The organism is Methylobacter arcticus, assembly GCF_050917435.1.
In the GTDB taxonomy this organism is placed as follows: domain Bacteria; phylum Pseudomonadota; class Gammaproteobacteria; order Methylococcales; family Methylomonadaceae; genus Methylobacter_A; species Methylobacter_A titanis.
Genome location: NZ_CP159583.1, coordinates 3379815 through 3401428, shown reverse-complemented (window position 1 = coordinate 3401428; position 21614 = coordinate 3379815). Strand labels below are relative to the sequence as shown.

The following is a 21614-nucleotide window of genomic DNA, read 5'->3' as shown; positions in this document are numbered from 1 at the left end:
GTGCTATTGAAAGCTAAAAAAGGCTTAGCGATTTGATCGTTAAGCCTTTTTTATTGACTTACGGTGTCACGTCAGGCTTTCCTGCCTGACGCCCTTCAGGTAAATGCAAATCTGTTCCAGACAGGTTGGTGATGCAACCGTAACACTGTTTTTGTTTCAACTGACGTTAAAGCGGCCTTAGTATATCCAGAACTGCTTGAGCCTTTACTGCAGTTTCAAGGCCGAGATTCGTTAGATAGCCTCCATCTTCCTGCGATACCAAGCCTTTTTCGAATAGTCTATGGGTAGCAGCAATTGTTTCAGGTGTAGCCGTTTTATGAACCTTGATGCCTTCCAGAGTAGTCGTCAGGTCATAGCGAACCAGAATGTTCAGTTCATCTACAATATCTTGGGTATAGGGCATAGTAAATCCTCGTGAATTATTGATTAAGACGGTAGCATAATGCTATTCTTGACATCCTCCCCAGCTAAAATCAGGGGATTCCTAGTTTCCTAAGAGTGAGTAGGTATTGCTACTGCTCACTGGTTTCTGCTGCTGACGGCATTATTGCACCGTTCACTTCACAGACTATCCCCATCAGCCCGACGGTTGTTTTGTACTTTTTAAGCGGTTATTCAAGACCTCACACTTGTTGCTTGGTTATCGCTGAAAGTGCATTTGAAGTCTTTTTAAAACTTAAGTTGCGGTCATGGAGCGAGCCGGTAGCGTCCTCTGGTAGCAAGAGGTTCATTTTAACACTATGGAAAGATTTAATACTATGAGACTACGAAAACTGAGCCGCTTACATCCACGCCCTCGACTGCATGGATGCAGGAGGTAGAGAACCAACAGTAGGCGCTTTAGGCGACGCAGGAGCGGTTACCGAAAACGGCGGGGTTTTTCGCTACTTAGTGATAAAGAAGGAGTACCTTTTTTTGTCAAGCGGTCTTCTTTCTCGCGACGATAACGCCATCACGGGTTGGGTTGATAAAACTGTCAAACTCGGGATCATTAAAAATTAATTCATTGTGTTCAATAATGGCCTCAGTCCAGCCGGGGAAAATATCGCTAGGGTTTTCAACCGCGACTCGGCCGCGCCACAGTACATTATCGGCAATATATAGCCCGCCGGGTCGAATCCTGTCTTTAGCTATGCGCCATATCGCCGGATAATCGCCCTTGTCGACATCGTTATAGCAGATGTCAAATGCCCCTTCGGTTTTGCAAAAAATATCTTGCGCCATCCCTGCCTGAAAATCGATTCGATCCCACAAACCGGCTGCACTAAGATAGTGCTCGGCTTTCTGCTGATTGAGAAAATCGGCGTCGGTGCAAATCACTTGGCCTTTAGAGCCTACTGCTTTGGCAAACCAATAAGCTGAATAACCATAACCGCTGCCAAATTCGAATACCCGTTCAGCATTGATCATTTTGGCCTGTGATTCAATAAAAACGCCTACCAAACGGCCGATGATAGGAAAGTTATTTTTTCGCGCCAGTGCTTCCATCTCGGTTAATACCGGATGATCAGTATGTCGCAGTAAACCGTTCATGTAATTTTCAATGGCCGGATTGACAGGAATTAACACGCCGGGATTTAAAACGGAAGGGGATTTTATATCGGCCATTAGCAGGTTCTCATGGATGATGGTGGTGTGTATGTTCGGTGGGTATGACCCAGGTTGTTTAGCAGGTGCGAGTTATTTAAAATAACTCAATTTCACCGGAGTTGTTATCCTCGACAAGCACATCCATGTCTTCATACAAAACCACCCTGTTTCTGCCGCTGTCTTTGGCGTGATAAAGCGCTTTATCGGCGTTATCCAGTTGTGTGCTGGGCATAGATATACCGTTGACATGCGTTAAGCCGATACTGACAGTGACTTGGCCGACAGTCGGGAAATGGTAATTGGCAATCTCTTCTCTGAAACGGTTAAAGGCAGCTAGAGCAGTCGCTTGACTGGCTAAATTCAGGATAACAACAAATTCTTCGCCACCGAAGCGGAATAGAAAATCATTGTAGCGGAAGCATTTCCCCATCAGCTGACTAAATGTCAGCAGCACTTCGTCGCCATACAAATGACCGAAATTGTCATTAACCCGTTTGAAATGGTCAATATCCAATATGGCAATCCACGAACTTTTCTCTGCTTGCTTATCAATAGTTTGATAGTCACTATAATGTCCGCAAACCTGTAATAAGCGGGCATCTAAAGATTGTCGATTAGGCAGTTTGGTTAACACGTCCCGTTCTTTGGTATCATGCAATATGACCAGATTTCGATAGATTTCTCGTAGATTGCCTAGTAACTCAAGCATCTCCTGTCTAAATGCACCTTTTAGATGAATTGCACGCTGAGGGCCGCCGCCTCCTTTTATGGAAAAAATAGCCCAGGTATATAGGCCGGATTCATCTGGAACACTGAGATTCAAATCAGCTGAATGATCAAGTCCATCAAATAGATTATTATGATCTTGTTCATCATTTCTGGTGAAATCCAAAGGGAATCGTCTGATTAATAGCTCGCGAACAGTTCCGGTTTCTCCCGGGTTTTTTCTTTCGTGATTATAAATTTCATACGCAGTCGCGCTATCAATCCAAGGAATCTTAGTAAGAATATCTAAAAACTTATGCGTTAATGCCTGGTAATCCTGCTGAGCAGATAACTGTATAGTCCAAGAAAAAATTTGCTGTACTGTAAGATTAAGGTTCATCTGCATTTGGTTGCAATGTGAAAAATTAATTATGCCGTGTTTATGCGAAAAATGGGACTTTTTTCGAGAATTTATGCCGATTAAAAAACGTTAATGCGTTAAAGAGACCGTGGTTCTGTTGATATTTTAACGCCGCCAAATCAACGCTAAGGCAAAATGCAGAGCCACCGAATAATTTGAGGAAAATTTCTTAAATTGCAAGAAAGCTTGATCGATTCGTGTCGAATGACTATCCAGTCACTTACCGATTTTCAAAGCGCTACCGATCTAGGTTCGAGATTGACCTTGAATAGTCGCTACGATACGTCGGCTACCGCCCCGATTGCGATGTTCGCACAGGTAAATGCCTTGCCAGACGCCTAAATTAAGTTTGCCATTGGTAATGGGAATGCTGCAACTGGAACCCAATAGCGCGTTTTTTATGTGGGCGGGCATGTCGTCGTCGCCTTCATAGGCATGCTTGTAATAAGGCGCGCCTTCCGGCACAAATCGATTAAAGTGGCTTTCCATATCCATACGCACCGTTGGATCGGCATTTTCATTAACGGTTAACGATGCCGAGGTATGTTTGATAAAAAGATGGAGTAATCCGCACTCTACGGCCGCCAATTCAGGCACAAGATTCAGGATTTCACCGGTGATCAGGTGAAATCCCCGGTTTTTTTCGGATAATGAAAATTCTTTTTGTACCCACATGACTAAAACCTGCTGTATGACTTGAAATGCCGCGTCAAACGGCACAGTGGAGAAGAAAGGGCTTCGGGGTGTTGACTAATGGTTTAATGATTTTACCAAACGATGCAAAGCTTCACTGCCGTGATCGAACAGCGGCCAGCCGTCGCCGGTCAAAACGGCTTTAATATCAGGTAAAGCAGCGAGTTGTTTGACTGATTGCACTGCCTTGTTTTTATTCGTCAGTTTTGCATCTGGCAACAAGCACAATTCACCACCGACATGACAGCGGATTAAATCGCCGGTTATCAGCGTACTGTGCTCCAAAAGCAGCGCCAATTCTCCCGGCGTTTTAGAACCGTTAAGCTGATAGGCAATCAGTCCGGGAACGATTTCTTCGTGATCGTGAAGCCAACGAGTGCAAACCAGCGGAAAGGTTTCTTCCTCGGCTGCCGGGCCGTAAATTGCCGCGCCGGTAACCTCGGCTAAATGTTCGGCATCGCGGCAGTGGTCGCTATTGGTGATGACAATAAAACTTACCCCGCCCAGGCTTTGCAAGTGACTGTGATCATGTTCGGACATCGGTAAGGGATCGATCAAGACATTTCCGTTGTCACGCACCCACAGCACACTGTGAAAATCAAGGTTGCGTTCCTGATTAAACTCAGACCAGCCAAATAGGTCTTTTCTATGTAATTGTTTCATTGCTAATCCCCTGCATTAATAATTTAACACTCGATTTTATCCTTCTATTACCGCTTTAATAGTCAATTCGGCAAGCTATAGATTGTGTCTATTGTTTAAAAATATCAAGCTAAAAGGTAAAGTACAAGCGGTGTATCACGTAAAATATTTTAAGAATCTGTAATACTGGTAGGCTAGTCTTGGTTTTTTTGTATAATCAAATTCATTTTTACGATTGTTATCTTGCAATGCAGACTCCTTTTAAGACCATAGGCATCATAGGAAAACCCAGCGATCCAAGTATCGCCGAGACTTTAACTGCCCTGTATGCTTTTTTAAAGCAACACCACTACACAGTCATTGTTGCTAAAGACAGCGCGCATTTTATTGATAATCCATCGGTTAAATCCTGCGCCATAAACACGATGGGGCAGCATTGCGACCTGGTTATTGCTGTTGGCGGCGACGGCACTTTTCTTGCTGCCGCCCGCGCTATCGTCGCAGATGATATTCCGTTAATCGGCATCAACCTGGGGCGATTGGGTTTTCTGGTGGATATATCGCCCAACGAGCTATCCGACAAGCTGATCCACATCCTTCAAGGCCATTACACAGAGGAAAAACGCTATTTATTGCGCACCAAGATCATCCGCGACGGACAGATCATCCACGAAGAAACCGCCGTCAATGAAGTGGTCGTCCACCGCTGGGTAACGCCCAGCATGATAGAAATTATCACCAAAATCGATAATGTATTTTTAAATTCGCAACGTTCCGACGGCCTGATTGTTTCCACGCCTACCGGATCGACCGCTTATTCCTTGTCTGCGGGCGGGCCGATTTTACATCCTTCGTTAAACGCCCTGGTATTGGTGCCGCTTAATCCCCATACCTTGTCAAATAGGCCTATAGTGATAGATGATTCGGCAGAAATTGAAATTAGCTTTTGCCAGACCACGCAAATCAACGCCTTGGTTACTTGCGATCATATTGAAATTCCTAAAGTGTTAATCAGCGACAAGATTTTGATTAAAAAAGAGCCGAAACCGATTCGAATTTTGCATCCTGAAGGCCATGATTTTTTCTACATACTCAGGAATAAATTAAACTGGAGCAGTGGTTACTACACCGACAATCATGCTATTAAATCTTAATATTACCGACCTGGCCGTCGTTAAATCATTAGACCTCGACCTGAGAAAAGGCATGTCGGTGCTCACCGGCGAAACCGGAGCCGGTAAGTCTATTTTATTAACGGCCTTGGGCTTGGCCTTGGGCGACCGGGCTGATTCCGGCTACGTGCGGCCTGATTGCAAACGCGCCGAGATTAACCTGGAATTCGATTTGGCCGATGCGCCTTTAGCGCAGCAATGGCTAAAGGACAATGAACTGGATACCGAGCAGCAATGCCTGATCCGTCGCATTGTTAATCATGATGGCCGCTCCAAAGCCTATATCAACAACCGCCCGGTTACCTTGCAGGCCTTGCAGGAACTCAGCGAAAAACTGGTCGAAATTCACGGCCAACATGCGCATTTGACCCTGCTTAATGCGGATGAGCAACGCCGTCTGCTGGATGCCTACGCAAAAAATCAGCCCTTGTTGGATAGCGTTAACGCTTGTTATCGGCAATGGCAGCAAACCAGTAAAGAACTGGCCAGCCTGATTAAATCCAGTGTCGATCAAGCTGAACGCGAAGAATTGCTGCGCTACCAGCTTGAAGAATTGCAGCAGCTGGATCTGACAAACTTTAGCTATGCCGAGCTTTTGGAAGAACACGGCAAACTGGCCAATCTGGAGCAGATTTTAAGTGTCGGCCAGACTCAGGTTGATAGTCTTTATGAGAATGACCGGCAATCGGTCAATCGAATGCTGAATCACAGCCTAGCCGAATTAAGTCATATTGCCCAATTTGCGCCCGAGTTAAACGAAATCTGCACCATGCTTTCTGAAGCCCAGATTCAAGTCGAAGAGGCAGCGCTGCAGTTACGCCGCTTTCTTGAGGCGCAAGAGGCCGATCCGCAACGTCTGGAAGAAGTCGAAAACCGGATCGGTATTGTCCAAAGCCTCAGCCGCAAGCATCATGTTACCCCGGATGAACTGCCGGAGCTGGTTGGTAAACTTGAGCGCGAACTCGACGGCCTGGCGCACAGCAGCGAGCTCATCGAAAACTTAACGGCAAGTGCCGCACAGTTGCTCGCTCAATATCATCATCTGGCCGCGCAATTATCAGCACAACGCAGTCTCAGCGGCAAAAAACTGCAACAGCTGATTTCAGCGATGATCAAGGAACTGGGCATGCCGCAAGGCGAGTTTCTGGTCGACATTTCTGCGCAAGATAGCGAGACCCCAAAATTGAACGGCAAAGATAAAATCGAATTCCTGGTCAGCGCCAATCCCGGCCTGCCAGCAAAACCACTGGTTAAAGTGGCTTCTGGCGGCGAATTATCGCGCATCAGCCTGGCGATTCAAGTCACCACGTCCAGTGATAAAACCACCCCGACGATGATTTTTGATGAAGTAGACTCAGGCATAGGCGGAGGCATTGCCGAAATCGTCGGACAAAAACTGCGCAGCTTAAGCCATAACCGGCAAGTCATGTGCGTCACTCACCTACCACAAGTCGCTGCACAAGCGCATCACCATCTCTACGTTGAAAAAAACAACCGAACCGACATCACCTCTTCCACTGTCAGGCTACTGAAAACGGAAGAGCGTGTCGAAGAAATTGCCAGAATGTTGGGCGGGGTAAATATCACCGCCAACACGCTGGCGCACGCTAAAGAAATGTTGTTTCAATCTACTTCCGGCCTAGAGTCGGGATATACAACTCAAGGGAACTAAAACCTATGAACAGATTTCCAGCAGAATGGGAAAAACAATCCGCCGTATTAATCGCCTGGCCGCATAAAACCGGCGATTTTCGCAATCTTGATGCTGTCGAACAATCCTACAGCGTCATTAGCGATACCATCAGTCAATATCAAAAACTGCTTATCGTGTGTCTGGATGACAGTCATCAGCTGCATATTCAAAGCTTGATAAGCAAGAACGACAACATCGACTTCATCCAGGCCGCCGTGAATGACATTTGGGTCAGGGATACTGTTTTTCTCAGCGTCGAAAAAGACGGCGCAATCATGCATATGAATTTTCTTTTCAATGGCTGGGGCGAAAAATACTCGCACCAAAACGACAACGACCTCAATCACAAACTGTTAAATGCCAAACCCTTTAAAGGCGCAAGTCACACCGATATAGACTTTATACTGGAAGGCGGCAGCGTTGAAAGCGACGGCATAGACACTATCCTGACCACCAAACAATGCCTGTTAAATCCGAACCGGAACAAAGGCCTGAGCCAACAAGACATAGAGCAGCAATTAATCAAACACCTGGGCGCTAAACGGGTATTTTGGCTGGATCAGGAAAACCTGACCGGCGACGATACCGATGCCCACATCGATACTCTGGCCCGCTTTTGCTCCGCCAACACCATCGCTTACACCAGCTGCGACGACCCCGAAGACCTGCACTACAATAGCTTGAAATTCATGGAAACGCAGTTGCAAGCGCTTAGAACTCAGGATGGCGATGTCTATCATCTGGTTGCATTGCCATTGCCGCAACCGATTTATGATGAAGACGGGCAACAACTCCCGGCCAATTATGCCAACTTTTTAATCATCAATCACGCCATCATGGTGCCGGTCTACGGCGACCCGATGGATGCGGTTGCGCTGGAGCGTTTGACCGGTTGTTTTCCTGATCGCAAGATTATCGCCACCCCTTGTCAACCCTTGGTACATCAATACGGCAGTCTGCATTGCATGACCATGCAGTTTCCTGAAAAGGCGTTAGTGGCTGTCGGTTAATAGCCGGCACTATTATGCATTGTGCAGGACGCGGGTTTAAAGCCGCGTCCTGCATCATGTTGAATACTCAATTTTTTTCAAAATTTGGTCGTTATATGGTTATTAATCAATCGCTTCTTCTGTTGCTGGCACTGACATTCACCTTCTCAGTTCAGGCCGAAGGCTACAAATGGACAGATGCCAATGGAAGTGCGCATTTTTCTAGCTCAAAATCCGATCATCTGGCATTGATAGAAACGCCTAATGATCTTGAGGATAAGGTATCAAAATCGGACCCAATCGATAAAAACAATCAACCGGCAGCAGCGCCGCAAGTCGATATTTACGTTACCAGCTGGTGTCCTTATTGCAAAAAAGCCATGGCTTTTTTGCGCAAGAATGATGTTGCTTTTAATGTCTACGATATTGAACAAGATATTGATGCCGCAACGCGCAAGAAAACACTTGATCCGGGTTATAGCGGAATTCCGCTGGCAGTCGTTAATGGCACCACCATCCGTGGCTTTAGCGATGCTGCCTATCAACAAGCGTTAGCGAAATAAACTCATCCATGAACAAAACATGGCTGGGGATATTTTTTTCGGCACTGATTTGGTCGGGTACTTATCCTAAAGATTACCTGATCTGGATACTTGAAACAGCGCCGGCAATAATAGCCTTTATTGTGCTTATTACGACGCGGCAGACGTTCAGATTAACCGACATCGCTTATAGCTTGATCCTGGTCCACAGCCTTATTTTAATGGTCGGCGGACATTACACTTATGCAGACGTTCCGCTGTTCGACTGGTTAAAAGACGAATTTCATTTCGAGCGCAATAATTACGATAAAGTCGGCCATTTTGCCCAAGGCTTTATCCCCGCCATCATCGCCAGGGAAATCCTCATTAGAAAGCAGGTTGTGGTCAATAGCAGCTGGCTTCATTTTTTCGTCGTCTGCATCTGTCTTGCGATCAGCGCCTTTTATGAACTGATTGAATGGTGGGTTGCGTTATTAAGCCAGGAAGCCGCTGAGGCATTTTTAGGCACTCAAGGCTATATTTGGGATACGCAGTCGGATATGGCTTATGCGCTGCTTGGCGCAATGTTGGCATTGGCGATGTTAAGTCGTATTCATGATCGGCAACTTGGCAAGTTAGCGGCTGGGTCGGTTAAAGCATCGTAGTACTCGTTTTCACAACGACAACGCAGTTTTGTTCTTCCCATCGCTTAAATCGTTATAAAATAACGCCCATCAAAAACCACCCCAGACGATCATCATGAAATCAACATTAACCGTTAGTGCTGTGCAACAGCCCTGCGATGAAGACAGACAAACCAATCTTGATTTTTCTATTGAGAAAATTCATGAAGCCGCCGCTAAAAATGCGGATCTGGTGGTATTGCCCGAGCTGCATCTGGGGCCGTATTTTTGCCAGAGCGAGGATTACAATAACTTTGATCTTGCCCAGACGATTCCCGGCCCCACCACGGCAATCCTTTCAGATGCGGCTAAAGAACTCGACATTGTCATTGTCTCGACCATTTTCGAAAAAAGAGCGCCGGGGCTTTATCACAATACTGCCGTGGTTTTCGACAAGGATGGCAGTATTGCCGGTAAATATCGGAAAATGCATATCCCCGACGATCCGGGTTTTTATGAGAAATATTATTTCACGCCCGGCGATTTGGGTTTCAAGCCGATCGAAACGTCTATCGGTAAATTAGGGGTATTGGTTTGCTGGGATCAGTGGTACCCGGAAGCCGCTCGACTGATGGCTTTAGCCGGTGCGGAGATGTTGATTTACCCGACCGCGATAGGCTGGGACCCGGAAGATACGCCGGTGGAGCAGCAGCGCCAGCTGGATGCCTGGATAACCATTCAGCGCTCTCACGCCGTCGCCAACGGTATTCCGGTCATTTCCTGCAACCGTATCGGCTTTGAGCAAGCGCCGGACTTGGCTACCGGTATTAACTTCTGGGGCAATAGTTTTATAGCGGGGCCGCAAGGGGAAATTATCACCAGCGCCAATGATTCGGAAACCAAGCTGCTCTGCTGCACCATCGATAGTGCCAGGGTTGAGCGAGTCAGGCAAATATGGCCGTTTTTGCGCGACCGTCGAATTGATGAATATGGCGATTTGACCAGACGCTTTATTGATTAAAACTCACTGCCGTAAACGTTATGGAAACTGGAGTTTCCTGTCTTAAATTGACCAAATCAGGGATTCTCTCGTTGAGGCGCTATGAATAATTCAGACAGTTCGGATGTTTTTCATCAAATACATATTGATGTTGCACGTAATGCAACGGACGATTTCAACCTGTTTCACGATAGAAACAGATGGCGGCGCATCAATCACAATCCGTTCAAAGGCCCGATTGCACTTGGGTTTCAATTGGAATCGTTGGTTGAACACAAAGTTTTTCTTCATCGCCGGTTACATAATGAAAATCTACTGATTAGCGATAACAACCTGCATTTTAGTAACTACCAGTTTTCTTTCGTTAACGCCGTCAAGCCTGGACAAGAGATCTTAATCGATATAAAAAAGTCGCAATTTAAACAAGATCCCGAGACCATGCTCAGCAACCGGATTACGGTTAAATCGGGCGGCGCATTGGCCTTGCTGGGTTATAAAACCGAATCCAAATTTGCCTTGTTTCTGCCCAATCCGCATATTCCGCAGTGTGGCGTCCTTAATCAGCATCCCGATCGGTCTTTTATCTCTGATAGCAGTTTTTTTCTGAAACGAAAATTTATCACCACCAGCAATGCAAAAAACTTTTTATGCGGTTCGCTGGTCGATCAGGATGCTTTTTTCGACCCTTTTAAAGATAAAGCAGTATTTCCTGAAATATTCCCGTGCAGCCTGATATCCAGCGCCTTGCTGGAAAAGGCGGTGATAGAAAAACATGATTTTGAACGCAATCCGTTGGTGTATATGTCGCATAAAATCAGCATCGACCGCAGCTACCTTGCGCTGCTCAAATCCGGTGATGCACTGTATATACTGATCAGGCAAATTCCACCGGAAGAGAGGAAAGAAGGCATAGGCCATGCGATAGAATCGCCTTATCATTATGAATGTTACGGTCTGATGGAAGATAAAACGATTCTGTACCGGGCGCTGATTTCCCTGGCTCCGTTAGAGCAAATATTGAACACCCTGAAGTAATCGGCCATGCAGGAATTAAAATATTTAATCGGCTATCCCGAAAACGTAACCAGCCAGGTACGCCAGCTGATCGACAACGACAAGCTGGGCGAGACGCTGTTGAAAAAATATCCGCTCGCCCACACGGTCAGAACCGATAAGGCGCTTTATAGTTATGCGGTCGATATAAAAAATGCTTCGCTGAAACAATCCCAGCCGCTGAGCAAGGTGATTTATGACGACAAGATTAAAGACTTGCATCATGCCTTAGGCCTGCATACCTTTATTTCGAGGGTGCAGGGCGGCAAACACAAGGCAAAAAATGAAATCCGGGTGGCCTCGTTGTTTAAACAGGTGCCGCTGGAATTTTTAAGGATGATCGTCGTGCATGAGCTGGCGCATTTAAAGGAAAAGGAGCATAACAAGGCGTTTTATCAACTGTGTCAACACATGGAACCGTGTTATCACCGGTTCGAGCTGGATATGCGGCTGTACCTGACACATATGGATTTAGTCGGCAAGCTTTACTGATGCATTGGCAGGCTATTGTGCAACAGATTGAATCGGCGACCGGACAGCCTTTTCAGTTGCAAAATGCCAAACCGCTGGCCGGCGGCGATATGAATACGGCTTACCAGTTGCAGGCGGCAAACCGCCGTTTTTTTGTCAAGCTGAACACGCCAGATCGACTGCCGATGTTTGAGGCCGAAGCCGAAGGGCTGCAAGCGCTGGCACAGACCCGGACTATCCGCGTACCGAAATTGATTGTTTGCGGACAAACGTCCGATTATGCCTTTTTAGTGCTGGAGTCTATCGCCTTAAATAAGCGCAATAGCCGTTCCGAACAGTTGCTGGGACAACAACTGGCGCAGCTGCATCGGCAAAAACAGGCCTATTTCGGTTGGCACCGCGACAACACCATCGGCACTACTCCGCAAGTCAACGGCCGTTATGACGACTGGCTTAGCTTCTGGCAGGAGCAACGCTTGGGGCATCAATTGGCGCTGGCCGCCGACCAAGGTTATGGCGGCCGCTTGCAAGGGTTGGGCGAAAAACTCTGTAGCAATTTAAAACCCTGGTTTTTAGCCTACCGGCCGCAACCGGCTTTAGTGCATGGCGATTTATGGGGCGGCAATGTCGCGGCAGACGAACGGGGCAATCCGGTTATTTACGATCCGGCCTGCTACTTTGGCGACCGGGAAACGGATGTGGCGATGACCGAATTGTTCGGCGGCTTCAGTCCGGCATTTTATCAGGCTTATCAAGCTGTTTATCCGCTCGATCCAGGCTATGCCAGCCGAAAAAACCTGTACAACTTATACCATATACTCAACCACCTGAATCTGTTCGGGCAAGGCTATCTGCATCAGGCAGAAAACAGGATCAGTCAGTTATTGGCCGAAAAAAGTCATGCGACGTAATCAGTTGTTTTAACCCGATGTCGAGCCGCATCTTTAACGTGCAGCGCTGCATTCGGGTCTTAGCGCTGCCTGCCATAGCTGAAGTTTTTGTTCGTAGGAAAGCGAGGCATGAGCCGGACTGGTCGAGGGCAGGCGTATATAGCTGACAGCAACGCTACTGACGGTAGGCAAGACATGTTGCCGGTATGCCGACTCCGCCTTTGCTCCGTTGAAGAATACCGCACGGATATTTTCATGGCGACGAAAGAAGCTTTGAAAGTCATTTGCGCTGATGGAATTGGCGTCTATCCTTGCGTCCAAGCTGCCGACTCGGGTACAAGACTGCAGCACATCCCAGAGTGCGATGCGGCCTGTCTTTAATGCCTGTAGCCGGATCTCGTAGGAAGCGCCGGGATCAAACTTGACTATTTCAGCCATGACTTTCCAGAAAGCGTTACGGCGATTCGCGTAGTACTGGTTTGCCGTTAAAGATTCCTGTCCAGGCATGCTGCCCAGAATCAATAGCTCGGCGTTCAAATCTGCGATGGGGTCGAAACAGAATAATAGTGGTTTGGTCATGAGGTTTAACCGCTGAATTAACCGGATAAAAAATTAATGAAACATGGTTACGCCGCAGCACTCGATTATTCTTTCTTTTGAATGAGCCAATAGGTAATGCCCAGCGCTACCAAAACCAAAGCCGATGCACTGACATATTCTGCCGGTAATTTTTTGTAATCAAACACGATAACTTTCCGGGAAATAGCCATTAGCGCGGTCGCCACCACCAGTTTTACTGGGATGACATCGCTTCTGATATACAAGGTAATATTCAGGAAAATTTCAATGGCGATTAACACCGCCAAAAAAGCCCCAAACGTTTCCAGCATGTCATTAATGCTCAGCAGCATAAACGGCGGCTGGCTTATTTTGTCAAAAATCACATAAACAACATCTATAATGCCAAATAAAATGACTATGACCATCAGCAACGCGAGAAACTTGACGCCCAAGCGTATGGTGCGGTGCAGGAATTGGATGAACGGGTCTTCGTGTTGCATGGGTAGTTCTTCGTGACTTTCCACGGTGACCTGTTTGACCAGTTTGCTGCGCAGATGAGCCAATAACGGGCCGATAATGTGCTTGTGAGAGGCAAAACCGGCGGGCGTAAAATTCTTTTCAAAAAAATTATTCAAGCCGTCTATTTCGTTCAGCTCTTTGCTTTCGAGCTTTTCAAAGCCCATGCTCCAGTAAGGAAATTCCCGTTCCGTTATCGGCAGTTTATCAATCAAGGTTACGTCCTTGTGGCGCTTATCTTTTTTTATGCTTTCAAATGTGTTGTCAACGACTGTCTCGTCGCCTTCTAATACCTGAAAAAAAGTGCCGTGCGAATAAAGCAGTATCCCGGTTATATTGTTAGCCCCATTATTCGTTCTGCAGGTTTTTAACAGCTCCAACAAATTTTCAGGGCTAAAGTCTTTAATTGCGGTGCTGGCATAAGTCAGTCTAATCATGTTACAAAACCGGCTGGTGTTTGTGCGCGTGTCTGTAGGATAGGGCGTTTAACGGGTTCAATCAATAAGCGCTGTTACCTATCAGGGAGAGCTTGCTATGAGCTGAATGCCTTACGTTAGCTATCTTTTTAATTATCGTTAATTTTTGGGCATTATTCACAAGCAATTTTAACGGTTTGACAGCTTTTTACGGGTGCTTTGCTTTATTTAATCGGCTAGCAGTGCTAAAGTAATTGTTTATTAAAACACTGGGGATTTGTTTTTGTGCCAGCTGTTTGCGCGTAACACCTTACAACAACTTTATTTAGGAGAATCTCATGACTTTTGAACTTCCTGCTTTACCTTATGCTAAAGACGCATTAACACCCCATATTTCTGAAGAAACTTTAGAATTTCATTATGGTAAACATCATCAAACTTATGTAACCAACCTGAATAATCTGGTTCCGGGAACTGAATTTGAAGGATTGTCGCTAGAAGAAATCATCAAAAAATCTTCCGGCGGTATTTTCAATAACGCGGCGCAAGTCTGGAATCATACTTTCTACTGGAACAGTTTGGCACCTAAAGCGGGCGGCGAACCTACCGGCGCTTTAGCTGATGCGATCAACGCAACTTTCGGTTCATTTGCAAAATTCAAAGAAGAATTTACCAAATGCGCAGTAACCACCTTCGGTTCAGGCTGGGCTTGGTTGGTAAAAAATGCCGACGGCAGTTTGGCGTTGGTTAGCACCAGCAATGCAGGTTGTCCGTTAACGACAGGCCAAACGCCTTTGTTGACTTGCGATGTTTGGGAGCATGCTTATTACATCGACTATCGCAATGCACGCCCAGCCTATCTGGAAGCATTTTGGGCATTGGTTAACTGGGATTTTGCTGCAAAAAACTTTTCGGCTTAATTGTGTTGGGTTACGGCTTCGCCTAATCCAACGACCGAAAAAACTTTTCAGCTTGATTTTGAAGTAATATGAAGCCTCCTGCATCGGCCGATGCAGGAGGTTTTTTTATGGGAGAAATAAAATGGCTACAGTGTTAATTACCGGCGCTAATCGCGGTTTGGGTCTGGAGTTTTGCCGCCAATATGCGACGGACGGCTGGCATGTTATCGCCTGTTCGCGTAACCCGGATGATGCGTTCGATTTAAATAATCTTGCCAGTTGTCACCCTAACATTCAACTGGAACAGCTGGATGTTTCAAAATTTGAACAAATTGATGCGCTGTCGCGAAAATTATCAGACTGCGGTATCGATGTGTTGATTAACAACGCAGGTATCTACGGAGACAAGCAGAGCGACGGTTTTGGTCAGCTTGATTATCAGGCATGGATCAAGTCTTTGGTGGTTAATACCCAGGCCCCGGTAAAAATGGCCGCCGCGTTTTTAAGACAAATTAAGCATAGCGATAAAAAACTGGTGGTTAATATCAGCAGCCTGATGGGCAGTATTGCCGATAATACCGGTGGCGGCAGTATTTTGTATCGTTCCAGCAAGGCGGCGTTGAATGCGGCGATGAAGAGCCTGGCGATAGAGCTGAAAGATCAGTCTGTCGGTGTGCTGATTTTCCATCCAGGCTGGGTTAAAACCGATATGGGCGGGCCTAATGGCTTAATTAATGCCGAGGAAAGCGTTAGCGGAATGCGCGCTTTGATAGAGAATTTTTCATTGGATCAATCGGGTAGTTTCGTCAAGTATGACGGAACGCCAATGCCGTGGTGAACGCTATGATTAAAAAGATCGTTATTTTATCGGTGATGTTACAAGGCGCGGCTTATGCCGAGACTGTCATACCCGAACAGATTAAAGTGCCGCAAGGCTATAGTCCTATTTTGACCGTGCATGCCAAGGGTGATCAGATTTATCAATGCTCGCTGAATCAAGGCGAGTATGCCTGGATAATGCTGGCGCCCGATGCCAAGTTATTCGATGAGGAAGGGAAGCTGGTCGGCAATCACAGCGCTGGGCCGCTTTGGGAATATAAAGAAGGCAGTCGCGTCGTCGGTCGGGTAGTCAACAAAATCGATAAGGCGCCGGGCAAGGCGATTTCCTGGTTGCTGGTCGAGGTGGTCTCGCATCAGGGTGACGGCCTGTTTTCGGATGTGAGCTTTATTAATCGGGTCAATACCCATGGCGGTCTGCCGCCTTCGTCGGGATGTACGGCTAATCATCTGGGCAGTGAAAAGCGGGTTGCTTATACGGCAGATTATATTTTTTACGGGAAATAACTTAGGAATGAAGTCTACATAATGTGAATACGCGATAAATTATAGGGGCGACCGATCGGTCGCCCATTGCGCAAAGGCATGCGTTATTTAATTTTCATTCCTTAGCTTCAATTCCCTGAGTTTCATCAATGCATAGACCGATTCCAGATGGGGGACGGCTACGTCTAGCCGTTGCGCGGCGCGCAATGCATTGCCAAGGATGGCTTCGGTTTCCATCGGCTGGCCGTTTTCATAATCCAGCAACATGCTGGTTTTATAAGGCGGCATCGCGTAGGTATGTTCGATGTTGATGTTAACAATATCGCCTGGCAACGGATGTCCCGAAGCCGCCGCGATGTTGCAAACCTCCTGCATGATGCTGCGTACGAAAGACTCCTGGGTTTGCAAAATGTCCAGCGTCGGCAAGCCTCCCGATAATACCGATAGCGGGTTGAACGGCGCGTTCCAGGCGCATTTTTGCCAGCGCCCGGTAACAATGTTTTCGGTCGCGTTGCCGTCTATGCCGGATTGCCTGAAAAGTTCGCACAACTGCGCGGTTTTAGGGCTGACGCCGTTCGGCAGATTGCCTAAAGCCAGACGGCCATAGGCCAAATGCACTATCTCGCCGGGACCGACCCGGTTGCAGCAAATAAACGCCAGACCGCTGACGACTTCATTATTGGGGAAAGCATCCTGCAGTTCCCGTTCGATTTCCACGCCATTCTGGATAAAGACTATTGCCGTGTTTTCAGTAACAGCCGGGCGCAGCAGGGCGACCCTATCCAGAGCCGGAATGACTTTGGTGCACAGTAAAATATAGTCTGCCGCGCCTTCAAAATCCGCAGCATTTTTTAGGACTTGAGCCGGGGTAAAATTCCAGCGGCCGAGCGGATGGCTGTCGATGACAAAACCGTGTTGCTTGACCTGATCGTAATCGGACCGACACACTACCGAAACTTCGGCGCCGACCTTTGCCAGTAGCGCGCCGTAAAAGGCGCCGATGGCGCCTGCCCCAATAACAAGCACTTTAATCACGGCTGTCTTCGTCCAGAATCTGCTTTAAAAAAGGAATGGTTAATTTGCGTTTGGCAGCCAATGATGCCCTGTCCAGTTTTTCCAGTAAGGCCCATAAAGAGGCCAGATCCCTGTGGTAATGCGTCAGCAGAAAGCGTCCGGCTTGCGGTGCGATTTCAAAGCCCATGTGATCGGCTTTAAAGATCAATGCCGCCACCCGGTCGCTATCGGTTAAGGGCTGTATTTTTAAGGTCAGCCCCCAATTAAGACGGGTTTTAAGGTCGGGTAACTGGATAGCAATCGCATTGGGCGCGGAAGATGCCGAGACGATCAGTTTGTGGCCGCGATCACGGTGCTGATTAAAGAAATTAAAAAAAGCCCGCTCCCAGGCTGCGTTGCCGGCGATGGCTTCGATGTTGTCGAAACAAACGATATTATAGTCATCCAGTCCGCTCAGCATGGCCGGATCAGGCCGTTGTGCATGGGCTAAATCAAAATAGAACGAGCTGAGCTTGTGACGCTGCGCTTGGTGACAACAGGCTTGCAGTAAGTGGCTTTTGCCCAGTCCCGATTTGCCCCAGAGGAAAATTTGCTGCTCACCTACGCCTGCAACGCACTGTTGTAAGTGCGTGACGATTTCCTGATTGGCTCCGGGGAAAAAATCCTCAAACGTTTGATTAGCTCTGAACTCAAAATGCAAAGGCAGTTGCTGCGCCATGGTCAGTTCTGTTTTCCCGCAAAGCGTATATAAAATGTGGTGCCGAAAAAAAGCATCAGGCTCAGCATAACTTCAAGCGATGCATACAGCCGTTCATCGGGATTAACGTAGGCTTCGGCAGTACCGTGGAGAAAATAAATCAGGCTGATGTAGGCCGCCCACGCGCAACTTCTAAGATTGCGATCCAGCAAGCCGCGCATCGGCAGCAATAACGGCGTAACGGCGACCAGTAAAACCAAGGCTACCGGTAAGCGGGTCGAAGGTGCGAGCACGGTATTCCACAGCATTAGCAATGCGAATAGCCCGAAAAAACCGGTCAGGGCGATGATGTAGTAGTAAATCGGTTTTATGGTCATGACGATTGTTTCAGCTGCAGCGCGGTTTTAGCCAGCCGAGCGCCGAGCGCTCTGCACAGGGTTTTTTCGGGATCGCTTAAACGCGCGTGATCCGTCGATACGTGGCTGGGGCCGTAGGGCGTGCCGCCGCTGGTGGTTTCACGCAACGCATGTTCAGTATAGGGTAAGCCCAGCAGCAACATGCCGTGGTGCAAGAGCGGCAACATCATCGATAACAAGGTGCTTTCCTGGCCGCCGTGCATGCTGCCGGTTGAGGTAAATACGCCAGCGGGTTTGCCGGATAGCGCGCCTGAGAACCAGATTTCGGTAGTGCTATCGATAAAGTATTTTAGCGGCGCGGCCATATTGCCGAAATGGGTCGGACTGCCCAGCGCCAGGCCGTCGCAGGATTTTAAATCGTCAAGGGTCGCGTAAACTGCGCCATGGTCGGGAATGCTGGCTGCGGTTTTTTCAGAGACAGCTGAAACATCGGGGACGGTTCTGAGTACCGCTTCAACGCCGTCAACGGATTCAACGCCGCGAGCGATATGATTAGCCATGTCGGCGGTAGCGCCATTGCGGGAGAAATATAACACCAGGATCTTTGTCATAAGCAGGGCAATTAAAGGATGGCGAGTACAGCTTCGGGCGGACGGCCCAGCGCCGCCTTGCCGTTGGCAACAACAAGGGGCCGTTCAATGAGAATAGGATGGTCCACCATGGCTGCTATCAGCGCCTGCCGATCCAGTGATGCATCGTCCAGGCCGTTGGCTTTATAGGCGGCTTCATTTTTGCGCATCAACTTTCGCGGCTCCATGTCCAGCTTTTGCAGGATGTCGTCCAGCTCCTGAACGCTGGGAGGCGTTTTAAGATACTCGATAATCTCCGGTGCTATGCCTTGCTGTTGTAGCAATTGCAAGGTTTGCCGGGATTTGCTGCAACGCGGATTGTGATAAATCTTTACGCTCATGGTTCGCCCGCTCATTAAAATAAAAAAGCTATAATAGCATTTTTAACAAAATACAGGCCTTGAAAAGGCAACAACCCTAATTATGGACAGAGCAATAGATAGACTCAGGCAATATTGGATATTAGCGCGATTTGACAAGCCTATCGGCATCCTGATTTTATTGTGGCCGGCATTGTGGGCACTGTGGGTTGCCAGCGACGGCAAGCCCGATGTGTTGGTTTTGACGGTTATTTGTCTGGGCGTCGTGCTGATGCGGGCTGCCGGTTGCGTGATTAACGATTACGCCGACCGCGACTTTGACCCGCATGTGCAGCGCACCCAACATCGGCCTATCGCCGCAGGCAAGGTAAAGCCCAAGGAAGCGCTGCTGGTTTTTGTGGTGTTGTGTTTATGCGCGTTCGGGTTGGTGTTATTGCTGAATAGCTACACCATCCTGCTGTCGTTTGTTGCCGCATTTTTGGCCGCCAGCTATCCGTTTATGAAGCGTTATACCCAGCTGCCTCAGGCCTATTTGGGTATTGCGTTCGGTTGGGCGGTGCCGATGGCTTTTTCGGCACAGCTAAACAGCATTCCGCCGGTGGCCTGGGTGATGTATTTGGCTGTGGTGTTATGGGCCTTGGTTTACGACACCATGTATGCAATGGTCGATAAGGAGGATGATTTAAAAATAGGCGTTAAATCGACCGCCATCCTGTTCGGCGCTTATGACCGGGAAATCATGGGGGGATTGCAGCTTATCATACTCGGCTTGCTGATGACCGTCGGGCAAATGATAGACGCAAACTGGCCATATTATGGCGGTCTTTTACTGGCGGCAGGCTTGTCGGTTTATCAGCAAAAATTGATTTTTCATCGGGAAAAAACGCTTTGCTTTAAGGCATTTTTGAACAATAACTGGTTTGGTCTAGTCGTATTTCTTGGGTTATTAGTGGATTATTGGCTGCGATGAAACAAAGGCGCCTGGTTGGGCCGGTGTTTTCCCCAGCAGTTTTTCGTATCAGATAGTATCCAAGCGCGCCGAACTCTTGCAACATAGCGGCCAATATGGTGCACGAATACGACTAATCAACAGGTCGTAACAGGCTTTAACGTTAACTTCAATATAAAAGGCTTTGGGCTGAATTTATCCCGAATCATGCAAAATACCGTTGTGTTTTATTTAGCCTTCCTAGTAATATTACCTACCTTTAGATATTTTGGATCGAATCATTTTAGCTAAGTATTGAGGAATAATCATGACAACAATAACAGACCCCATCATCGGTAGTTGGTACAAGGATGTAGAGAACAATCTGAAGTTTAAGGTCGTCGCCATTGAAGAAAGCGATGACTCTATCGAAGTTCAATACCTTAACGGCGATATCGGCGAATATGATCATGACAGCTGGTATAGCTCAACTTTCGATTATATCGAGGATCCCGAAGACTGGAGCGCGCCTTTTGACGACATTGAAACCGATGATCTGGGCTATACCGATACCGACAAACACAAGCCAAATCCTGAAGACGTAGACATCGAAGATTATCTGGATTAATTAGGAAACCATTACATGAAAATGAGTCCGCAGGAATTTCTGGACTGGAAATCGAAACGCATTACCCTACTGGCAATGTCCGGTGCGGGTAAAACCACGCTGGCCAATAAACTACCCAAAGCCAAATGGTTTCACTATTCAGGCGACTACCGGATAGGCACAAAATATCTGGAAGAGCCTATTCTGGACAATATTAAACGTCAGGCTATGCGTGTTCCTTTTCTGCGCGAGTTGCTGCTTTCCGACTCCATTCATATCAGCAATAAAATAACCGTCGATAATCTGGCTCCTGTTTCCAGCTTTCTTGGCAAGCTCGGCAATGCCGATTTGGGCGGATTGTCTTTGCAGGAATTCAAGCGTCGCCAAAAGCTGCATCATCAGGCTGAAATTGCCGCGATGAATGATGTGCCGGATTTTATCAGCAAGGTTGAAGATATTTACGGTTATAAGCATTTTGTCAATGACGCCGGGGGCAGCGTCAGTGAGCTGGATAGCCCGGACGTGCTGGAAACGCTGGCACAAAACACGCTGATTGTTTATATCAAAATACCTCCGGCGTTGGAACAAACCATTATTGAACGCGCTAAATCCGATCCCAAGCCGCTTTATTATCGGGAAGCGTTTCTTGATGAAAAGCTTGCCGAATTCATGCGCCTTAAAAACTACGCTTCTACGGATGATATGCCGCCGGATGATTTTGTCTCCTGGGTTTTTCCTGAATTATTTAAATCCCGACTGCCTCGTTATCAGGCTATCGCCGATCAATACGGCTATACTATCGATGCGAATGATGTCGCCACCGTTAAAAGTGAGGATGATTTTATCCGGCTTATCGCCGATGCGCTGGGTTCACAGCAATGATAT

At 47.4% G+C, this 21614-nt stretch carries 27 protein-coding genes; 15 read left to right on the top strand and 12 right to left on the bottom strand.

The window, feature by feature from the left end; genetic code table 11:
* Positions 1-166: 166 nt before the first annotated feature.
* The 5 genes from ABXJ76_RS16175 to ABXJ76_RS16155 form a co-directional block, all read right to left on the bottom strand.
* A complete protein-coding gene (locus ABXJ76_RS16175) occupies positions 167-403 on the bottom strand; it encodes a TIGR02647 family protein (RefSeq protein ID WP_432741972.1) in 237 nt (78 codons plus the stop codon).
* A gap of 515 nt (positions 404-918) precedes the next feature.
* The gene (locus ABXJ76_RS16170; RefSeq protein WP_432741970.1) at positions 919-1608 is read right to left on the bottom strand and encodes an O-methyltransferase; all 690 of its coding nucleotides are present in this window, start codon (positions 1606-1608) and stop codon (positions 919-921) included.
* Between the two features lie 76 nt (positions 1609-1684).
* On the bottom strand, positions 1685-2695 hold the full coding sequence (locus ABXJ76_RS16165) for a GGDEF domain-containing protein (RefSeq protein ID WP_432741968.1): 1011 nt from the start codon (positions 2693-2695) through the stop codon (positions 1685-1687).
* Positions 2696-2962: 267 nt separating this feature from the next.
* The gene (locus ABXJ76_RS16160) at positions 2963-3391 is read right to left on the bottom strand and encodes a secondary thiamine-phosphate synthase enzyme YjbQ (protein ID WP_432741966.1); all 429 of its coding nucleotides are present in this window, start codon (positions 3389-3391) and stop codon (positions 2963-2965) included.
* Positions 3392-3466: 75 nt separating this feature from the next.
* Positions 3467-4072, bottom strand: a complete 606-nt coding sequence (locus ABXJ76_RS16155; protein WP_432741964.1) for an MBL fold metallo-hydrolase — start codon at positions 4070-4072, stop codon at positions 3467-3469.
* A 227-nt stretch (positions 4073-4299) separates the two neighbouring features.
* On the opposite strand from ABXJ76_RS16155, the gene ABXJ76_RS16150 reads away from it, so the two are divergent.
* From ABXJ76_RS16150 to ABXJ76_RS16110, 9 genes are all read left to right on the top strand, one after another.
* Positions 4300-5205 (top strand): NAD(+) kinase, encoded by a 906-nt coding sequence (locus tag ABXJ76_RS16150; protein WP_432741962.1) that lies wholly within the window; start codon positions 4300-4302, stop codon positions 5203-5205.
* A complete protein-coding gene (recN, locus tag ABXJ76_RS16145; RefSeq protein ID WP_432741960.1) occupies positions 5189-6895 on the top strand; it encodes a DNA repair protein RecN in 1707 nt (568 codons plus the stop codon). The genes ABXJ76_RS16150 and recN overlap by 17 nt, the downstream gene beginning before the upstream one ends.
* 5 nt (positions 6896-6900) lie before the next feature.
* Complete coding sequence (locus ABXJ76_RS16140; RefSeq protein WP_432741958.1) at positions 6901-7926, top strand: agmatine deiminase family protein; 1026 nt, start codon at positions 6901-6903, stop codon at positions 7924-7926.
* Positions 7927-8021: 95 nt separating this feature from the next.
* Positions 8022-8468, top strand: a complete 447-nt coding sequence (locus ABXJ76_RS16135; protein WP_432741956.1) for a glutaredoxin family protein — start codon at positions 8022-8024, stop codon at positions 8466-8468.
* 8 nt (positions 8469-8476) lie between these two features.
* A complete protein-coding gene (locus ABXJ76_RS16130) occupies positions 8477-9091 on the top strand; it encodes a DUF2238 domain-containing protein (RefSeq protein WP_432741954.1) in 615 nt (204 codons plus the stop codon).
* Between the two features lie 94 nt (positions 9092-9185).
* Positions 9186-10070, top strand: coding sequence for a carbon-nitrogen hydrolase (locus ABXJ76_RS16125; protein ID WP_432741952.1), 885 nt, complete (start codon positions 9186-9188; stop codon positions 10068-10070).
* Between the two features lie 81 nt (positions 10071-10151).
* Complete coding sequence (locus ABXJ76_RS16120) at positions 10152-11084, top strand: hypothetical protein (RefSeq protein ID WP_432741950.1); 933 nt, start codon at positions 10152-10154, stop codon at positions 11082-11084.
* A gap of 6 nt (positions 11085-11090) precedes the next feature.
* Entirely contained in the window at positions 11091-11594 is a 504-nt protein-coding gene (locus ABXJ76_RS16115) for a M48 metallopeptidase family protein (RefSeq protein ID WP_432741948.1), read from the top strand.
* Positions 11594-12484, top strand: a complete 891-nt coding sequence (locus ABXJ76_RS16110; protein WP_432741946.1) for a fructosamine kinase family protein — start codon at positions 11594-11596, stop codon at positions 12482-12484. The genes ABXJ76_RS16115 and ABXJ76_RS16110 overlap by 1 nt, the downstream gene beginning before the upstream one ends.
* 33 nt (positions 12485-12517) lie before the next feature.
* Here the strand turns inward: ABXJ76_RS16110 and ABXJ76_RS16105 are convergent, their stop codons facing one another.
* Together ABXJ76_RS16105 and ABXJ76_RS16100 are read right to left on the bottom strand one after the other, a co-directional pair.
* The gene (locus ABXJ76_RS16105) at positions 12518-13042 is read right to left on the bottom strand and encodes a DNA-deoxyinosine glycosylase (protein WP_432741944.1); all 525 of its coding nucleotides are present in this window, start codon (positions 13040-13042) and stop codon (positions 12518-12520) included.
* Positions 13043-13107: 65 nt separating this feature from the next.
* Positions 13108-13977, bottom strand: coding sequence for a phosphate-starvation-inducible PsiE family protein (locus ABXJ76_RS16100; RefSeq protein ID WP_432741942.1), 870 nt, complete (start codon positions 13975-13977; stop codon positions 13108-13110).
* Positions 13978-14294: 317 nt separating this feature from the next.
* Here ABXJ76_RS16100 and sodB point away from each other — a divergent pair, with 317 nt between their 5' ends.
* From sodB to ABXJ76_RS16085, 3 genes are all read left to right on the top strand, one after another.
* Positions 14295-14876, top strand: coding sequence for a superoxide dismutase [Fe] (gene sodB / locus ABXJ76_RS16095; RefSeq protein ID WP_432741940.1), 582 nt, complete (start codon positions 14295-14297; stop codon positions 14874-14876).
* Between the two features lie 121 nt (positions 14877-14997).
* Positions 14998-15693, top strand: coding sequence for an SDR family oxidoreductase (locus ABXJ76_RS16090; protein WP_432741938.1), 696 nt, complete (start codon positions 14998-15000; stop codon positions 15691-15693).
* A gap of 5 nt (positions 15694-15698) precedes the next feature.
* Positions 15699-16199, top strand: coding sequence for a DUF3455 domain-containing protein (locus ABXJ76_RS16085; RefSeq protein ID WP_432741936.1), 501 nt, complete (start codon positions 15699-15701; stop codon positions 16197-16199).
* 87 nt (positions 16200-16286) lie between these two features.
* On the opposite strand, the gene ABXJ76_RS16080 is transcribed toward ABXJ76_RS16085, so the two are convergent.
* The 5 genes from ABXJ76_RS16080 to arsC are packed head-to-tail and all read right to left on the bottom strand — an operon-like array spanning position 16287 to position 19215.
* Positions 16287-17213, bottom strand: coding sequence for a ketopantoate reductase family protein (locus ABXJ76_RS16080; RefSeq protein ID WP_432741934.1), 927 nt, complete (start codon positions 17211-17213; stop codon positions 16287-16289).
* Positions 17206-17910 (bottom strand): DnaA regulatory inactivator Hda, encoded by a 705-nt coding sequence (gene hda / locus ABXJ76_RS16075; protein WP_432741932.1) that lies wholly within the window; start codon positions 17908-17910, stop codon positions 17206-17208. The genes ABXJ76_RS16080 and hda overlap by 8 nt, the downstream gene beginning before the upstream one ends.
* A gap of 2 nt (positions 17911-17912) precedes the next feature.
* On the bottom strand, positions 17913-18266 hold the full coding sequence (locus tag ABXJ76_RS16070; RefSeq protein WP_432741930.1) for a DUF2069 domain-containing protein: 354 nt from the start codon (positions 18264-18266) through the stop codon (positions 17913-17915).
* Positions 18263-18856: an NAD(P)H:quinone oxidoreductase gene (gene wrbA / locus ABXJ76_RS16065; protein ID WP_432741928.1), complete on the bottom strand. Its 594-nt coding sequence runs from the start codon at positions 18854-18856 to the stop codon at positions 18263-18265. The genes ABXJ76_RS16070 and wrbA overlap by 4 nt, the downstream gene beginning before the upstream one ends.
* 11 nt (positions 18857-18867) lie before the next feature.
* Positions 18868-19215 (bottom strand): arsenate reductase (glutaredoxin), encoded by a 348-nt coding sequence (gene arsC, locus ABXJ76_RS16060; RefSeq protein WP_432741926.1) that lies wholly within the window; start codon positions 19213-19215, stop codon positions 18868-18870.
* An 82-nt stretch (positions 19216-19297) separates the two neighbouring features.
* Here arsC and ubiA point away from each other — a divergent pair, with 82 nt between their 5' ends.
* From ubiA to ABXJ76_RS16045, 3 genes are all read left to right on the top strand, one after another.
* Entirely contained in the window at positions 19298-20164 is an 867-nt protein-coding gene (gene ubiA, locus ABXJ76_RS16055) for a 4-hydroxybenzoate octaprenyltransferase (protein WP_432741924.1), read from the top strand.
* A 286-nt stretch (positions 20165-20450) separates the two neighbouring features.
* Entirely contained in the window at positions 20451-20750 is a 300-nt protein-coding gene (locus ABXJ76_RS16050) for a DUF6763 family protein (RefSeq protein WP_432741922.1), read from the top strand.
* Between the two features lie 15 nt (positions 20751-20765).
* Positions 20766-21611: an ATPase gene (locus ABXJ76_RS16045; RefSeq protein ID WP_432741920.1), complete on the top strand. Its 846-nt coding sequence runs from the start codon at positions 20766-20768 to the stop codon at positions 21609-21611.
* Positions 21612-21614: the final 3 nt, after the last annotated feature.

Coding starts and splice junctions, on each gene's coding strand:
- ABXJ76_RS16175 (WP_432741972.1), bottom strand. CDS start 403: ATGCCCTATACCCAAGATATTGTAGATGAACTGAACATTCTGGTTCGC.
- ABXJ76_RS16170 (WP_432741970.1), bottom strand. CDS start 1,608: ATGGCCGATATAAAATCCCCTTCCGTTTTAAATCCCGGCGTGTTAATT.
- ABXJ76_RS16165 (WP_432741968.1), bottom strand. CDS start 2,695: ATGAACCTTAATCTTACAGTACAGCAAATTTTTTCTTGGACTATACAG.
- ABXJ76_RS16160 (WP_432741966.1), bottom strand. CDS start 3,391: ATGTGGGTACAAAAAGAATTTTCATTATCCGAAAAAAACCGGGGATTT.
- ABXJ76_RS16155 (WP_432741964.1), bottom strand. CDS start 4,072: ATGAAACAATTACATAGAAAAGACCTATTTGGCTGGTCTGAGTTTAAT.
- ABXJ76_RS16150 (WP_432741962.1), top strand. CDS start 4,300: ATGCAGACTCCTTTTAAGACCATAGGCATCATAGGAAAACCCAGCGAT.
- recN (WP_432741960.1), top strand. CDS start 5,189: ATGCTATTAAATCTTAATATTACCGACCTGGCCGTCGTTAAATCATTA.
- ABXJ76_RS16140 (WP_432741958.1), top strand. CDS start 6,901: ATGAACAGATTTCCAGCAGAATGGGAAAAACAATCCGCCGTATTAATC.
- ABXJ76_RS16135 (WP_432741956.1), top strand. CDS start 8,022: ATGGTTATTAATCAATCGCTTCTTCTGTTGCTGGCACTGACATTCACC.
- ABXJ76_RS16130 (WP_432741954.1), top strand. CDS start 8,477: ATGAACAAAACATGGCTGGGGATATTTTTTTCGGCACTGATTTGGTCG.
- ABXJ76_RS16125 (WP_432741952.1), top strand. CDS start 9,186: ATGAAATCAACATTAACCGTTAGTGCTGTGCAACAGCCCTGCGATGAA.
- ABXJ76_RS16120 (WP_432741950.1), top strand. CDS start 10,152: ATGAATAATTCAGACAGTTCGGATGTTTTTCATCAAATACATATTGAT.
- ABXJ76_RS16115 (WP_432741948.1), top strand. CDS start 11,091: ATGCAGGAATTAAAATATTTAATCGGCTATCCCGAAAACGTAACCAGC.
- ABXJ76_RS16110 (WP_432741946.1), top strand. CDS start 11,594: ATGCATTGGCAGGCTATTGTGCAACAGATTGAATCGGCGACCGGACAG.
- ABXJ76_RS16105 (WP_432741944.1), bottom strand. CDS start 13,042: ATGACCAAACCACTATTATTCTGTTTCGACCCCATCGCAGATTTGAAC.
- ABXJ76_RS16100 (WP_432741942.1), bottom strand. CDS start 13,977: ATGATTAGACTGACTTATGCCAGCACCGCAATTAAAGACTTTAGCCCT.
- sodB (WP_432741940.1), top strand. CDS start 14,295: ATGACTTTTGAACTTCCTGCTTTACCTTATGCTAAAGACGCATTAACA.
- ABXJ76_RS16090 (WP_432741938.1), top strand. CDS start 14,998: ATGGCTACAGTGTTAATTACCGGCGCTAATCGCGGTTTGGGTCTGGAG.
- ABXJ76_RS16085 (WP_432741936.1), top strand. CDS start 15,699: ATGATTAAAAAGATCGTTATTTTATCGGTGATGTTACAAGGCGCGGCT.
- hda (WP_432741932.1), bottom strand. CDS start 17,910: ATGGCGCAGCAACTGCCTTTGCATTTTGAGTTCAGAGCTAATCAAACG.
- ABXJ76_RS16070 (WP_432741930.1), bottom strand. CDS start 18,266: ATGACCATAAAACCGATTTACTACTACATCATCGCCCTGACCGGTTTT.
- wrbA (WP_432741928.1), bottom strand. CDS start 18,856: ATGACAAAGATCCTGGTGTTATATTTCTCCCGCAATGGCGCTACCGCC.
- arsC (WP_432741926.1), bottom strand. CDS start 19,215: ATGAGCGTAAAGATTTATCACAATCCGCGTTGCAGCAAATCCCGGCAA.
- ubiA (WP_432741924.1), top strand. CDS start 19,298: ATGGACAGAGCAATAGATAGACTCAGGCAATATTGGATATTAGCGCGA.
- ABXJ76_RS16050 (WP_432741922.1), top strand. CDS start 20,451: ATGACAACAATAACAGACCCCATCATCGGTAGTTGGTACAAGGATGTA.
- ABXJ76_RS16045 (WP_432741920.1), top strand. CDS start 20,766: ATGAAAATGAGTCCGCAGGAATTTCTGGACTGGAAATCGAAACGCATT.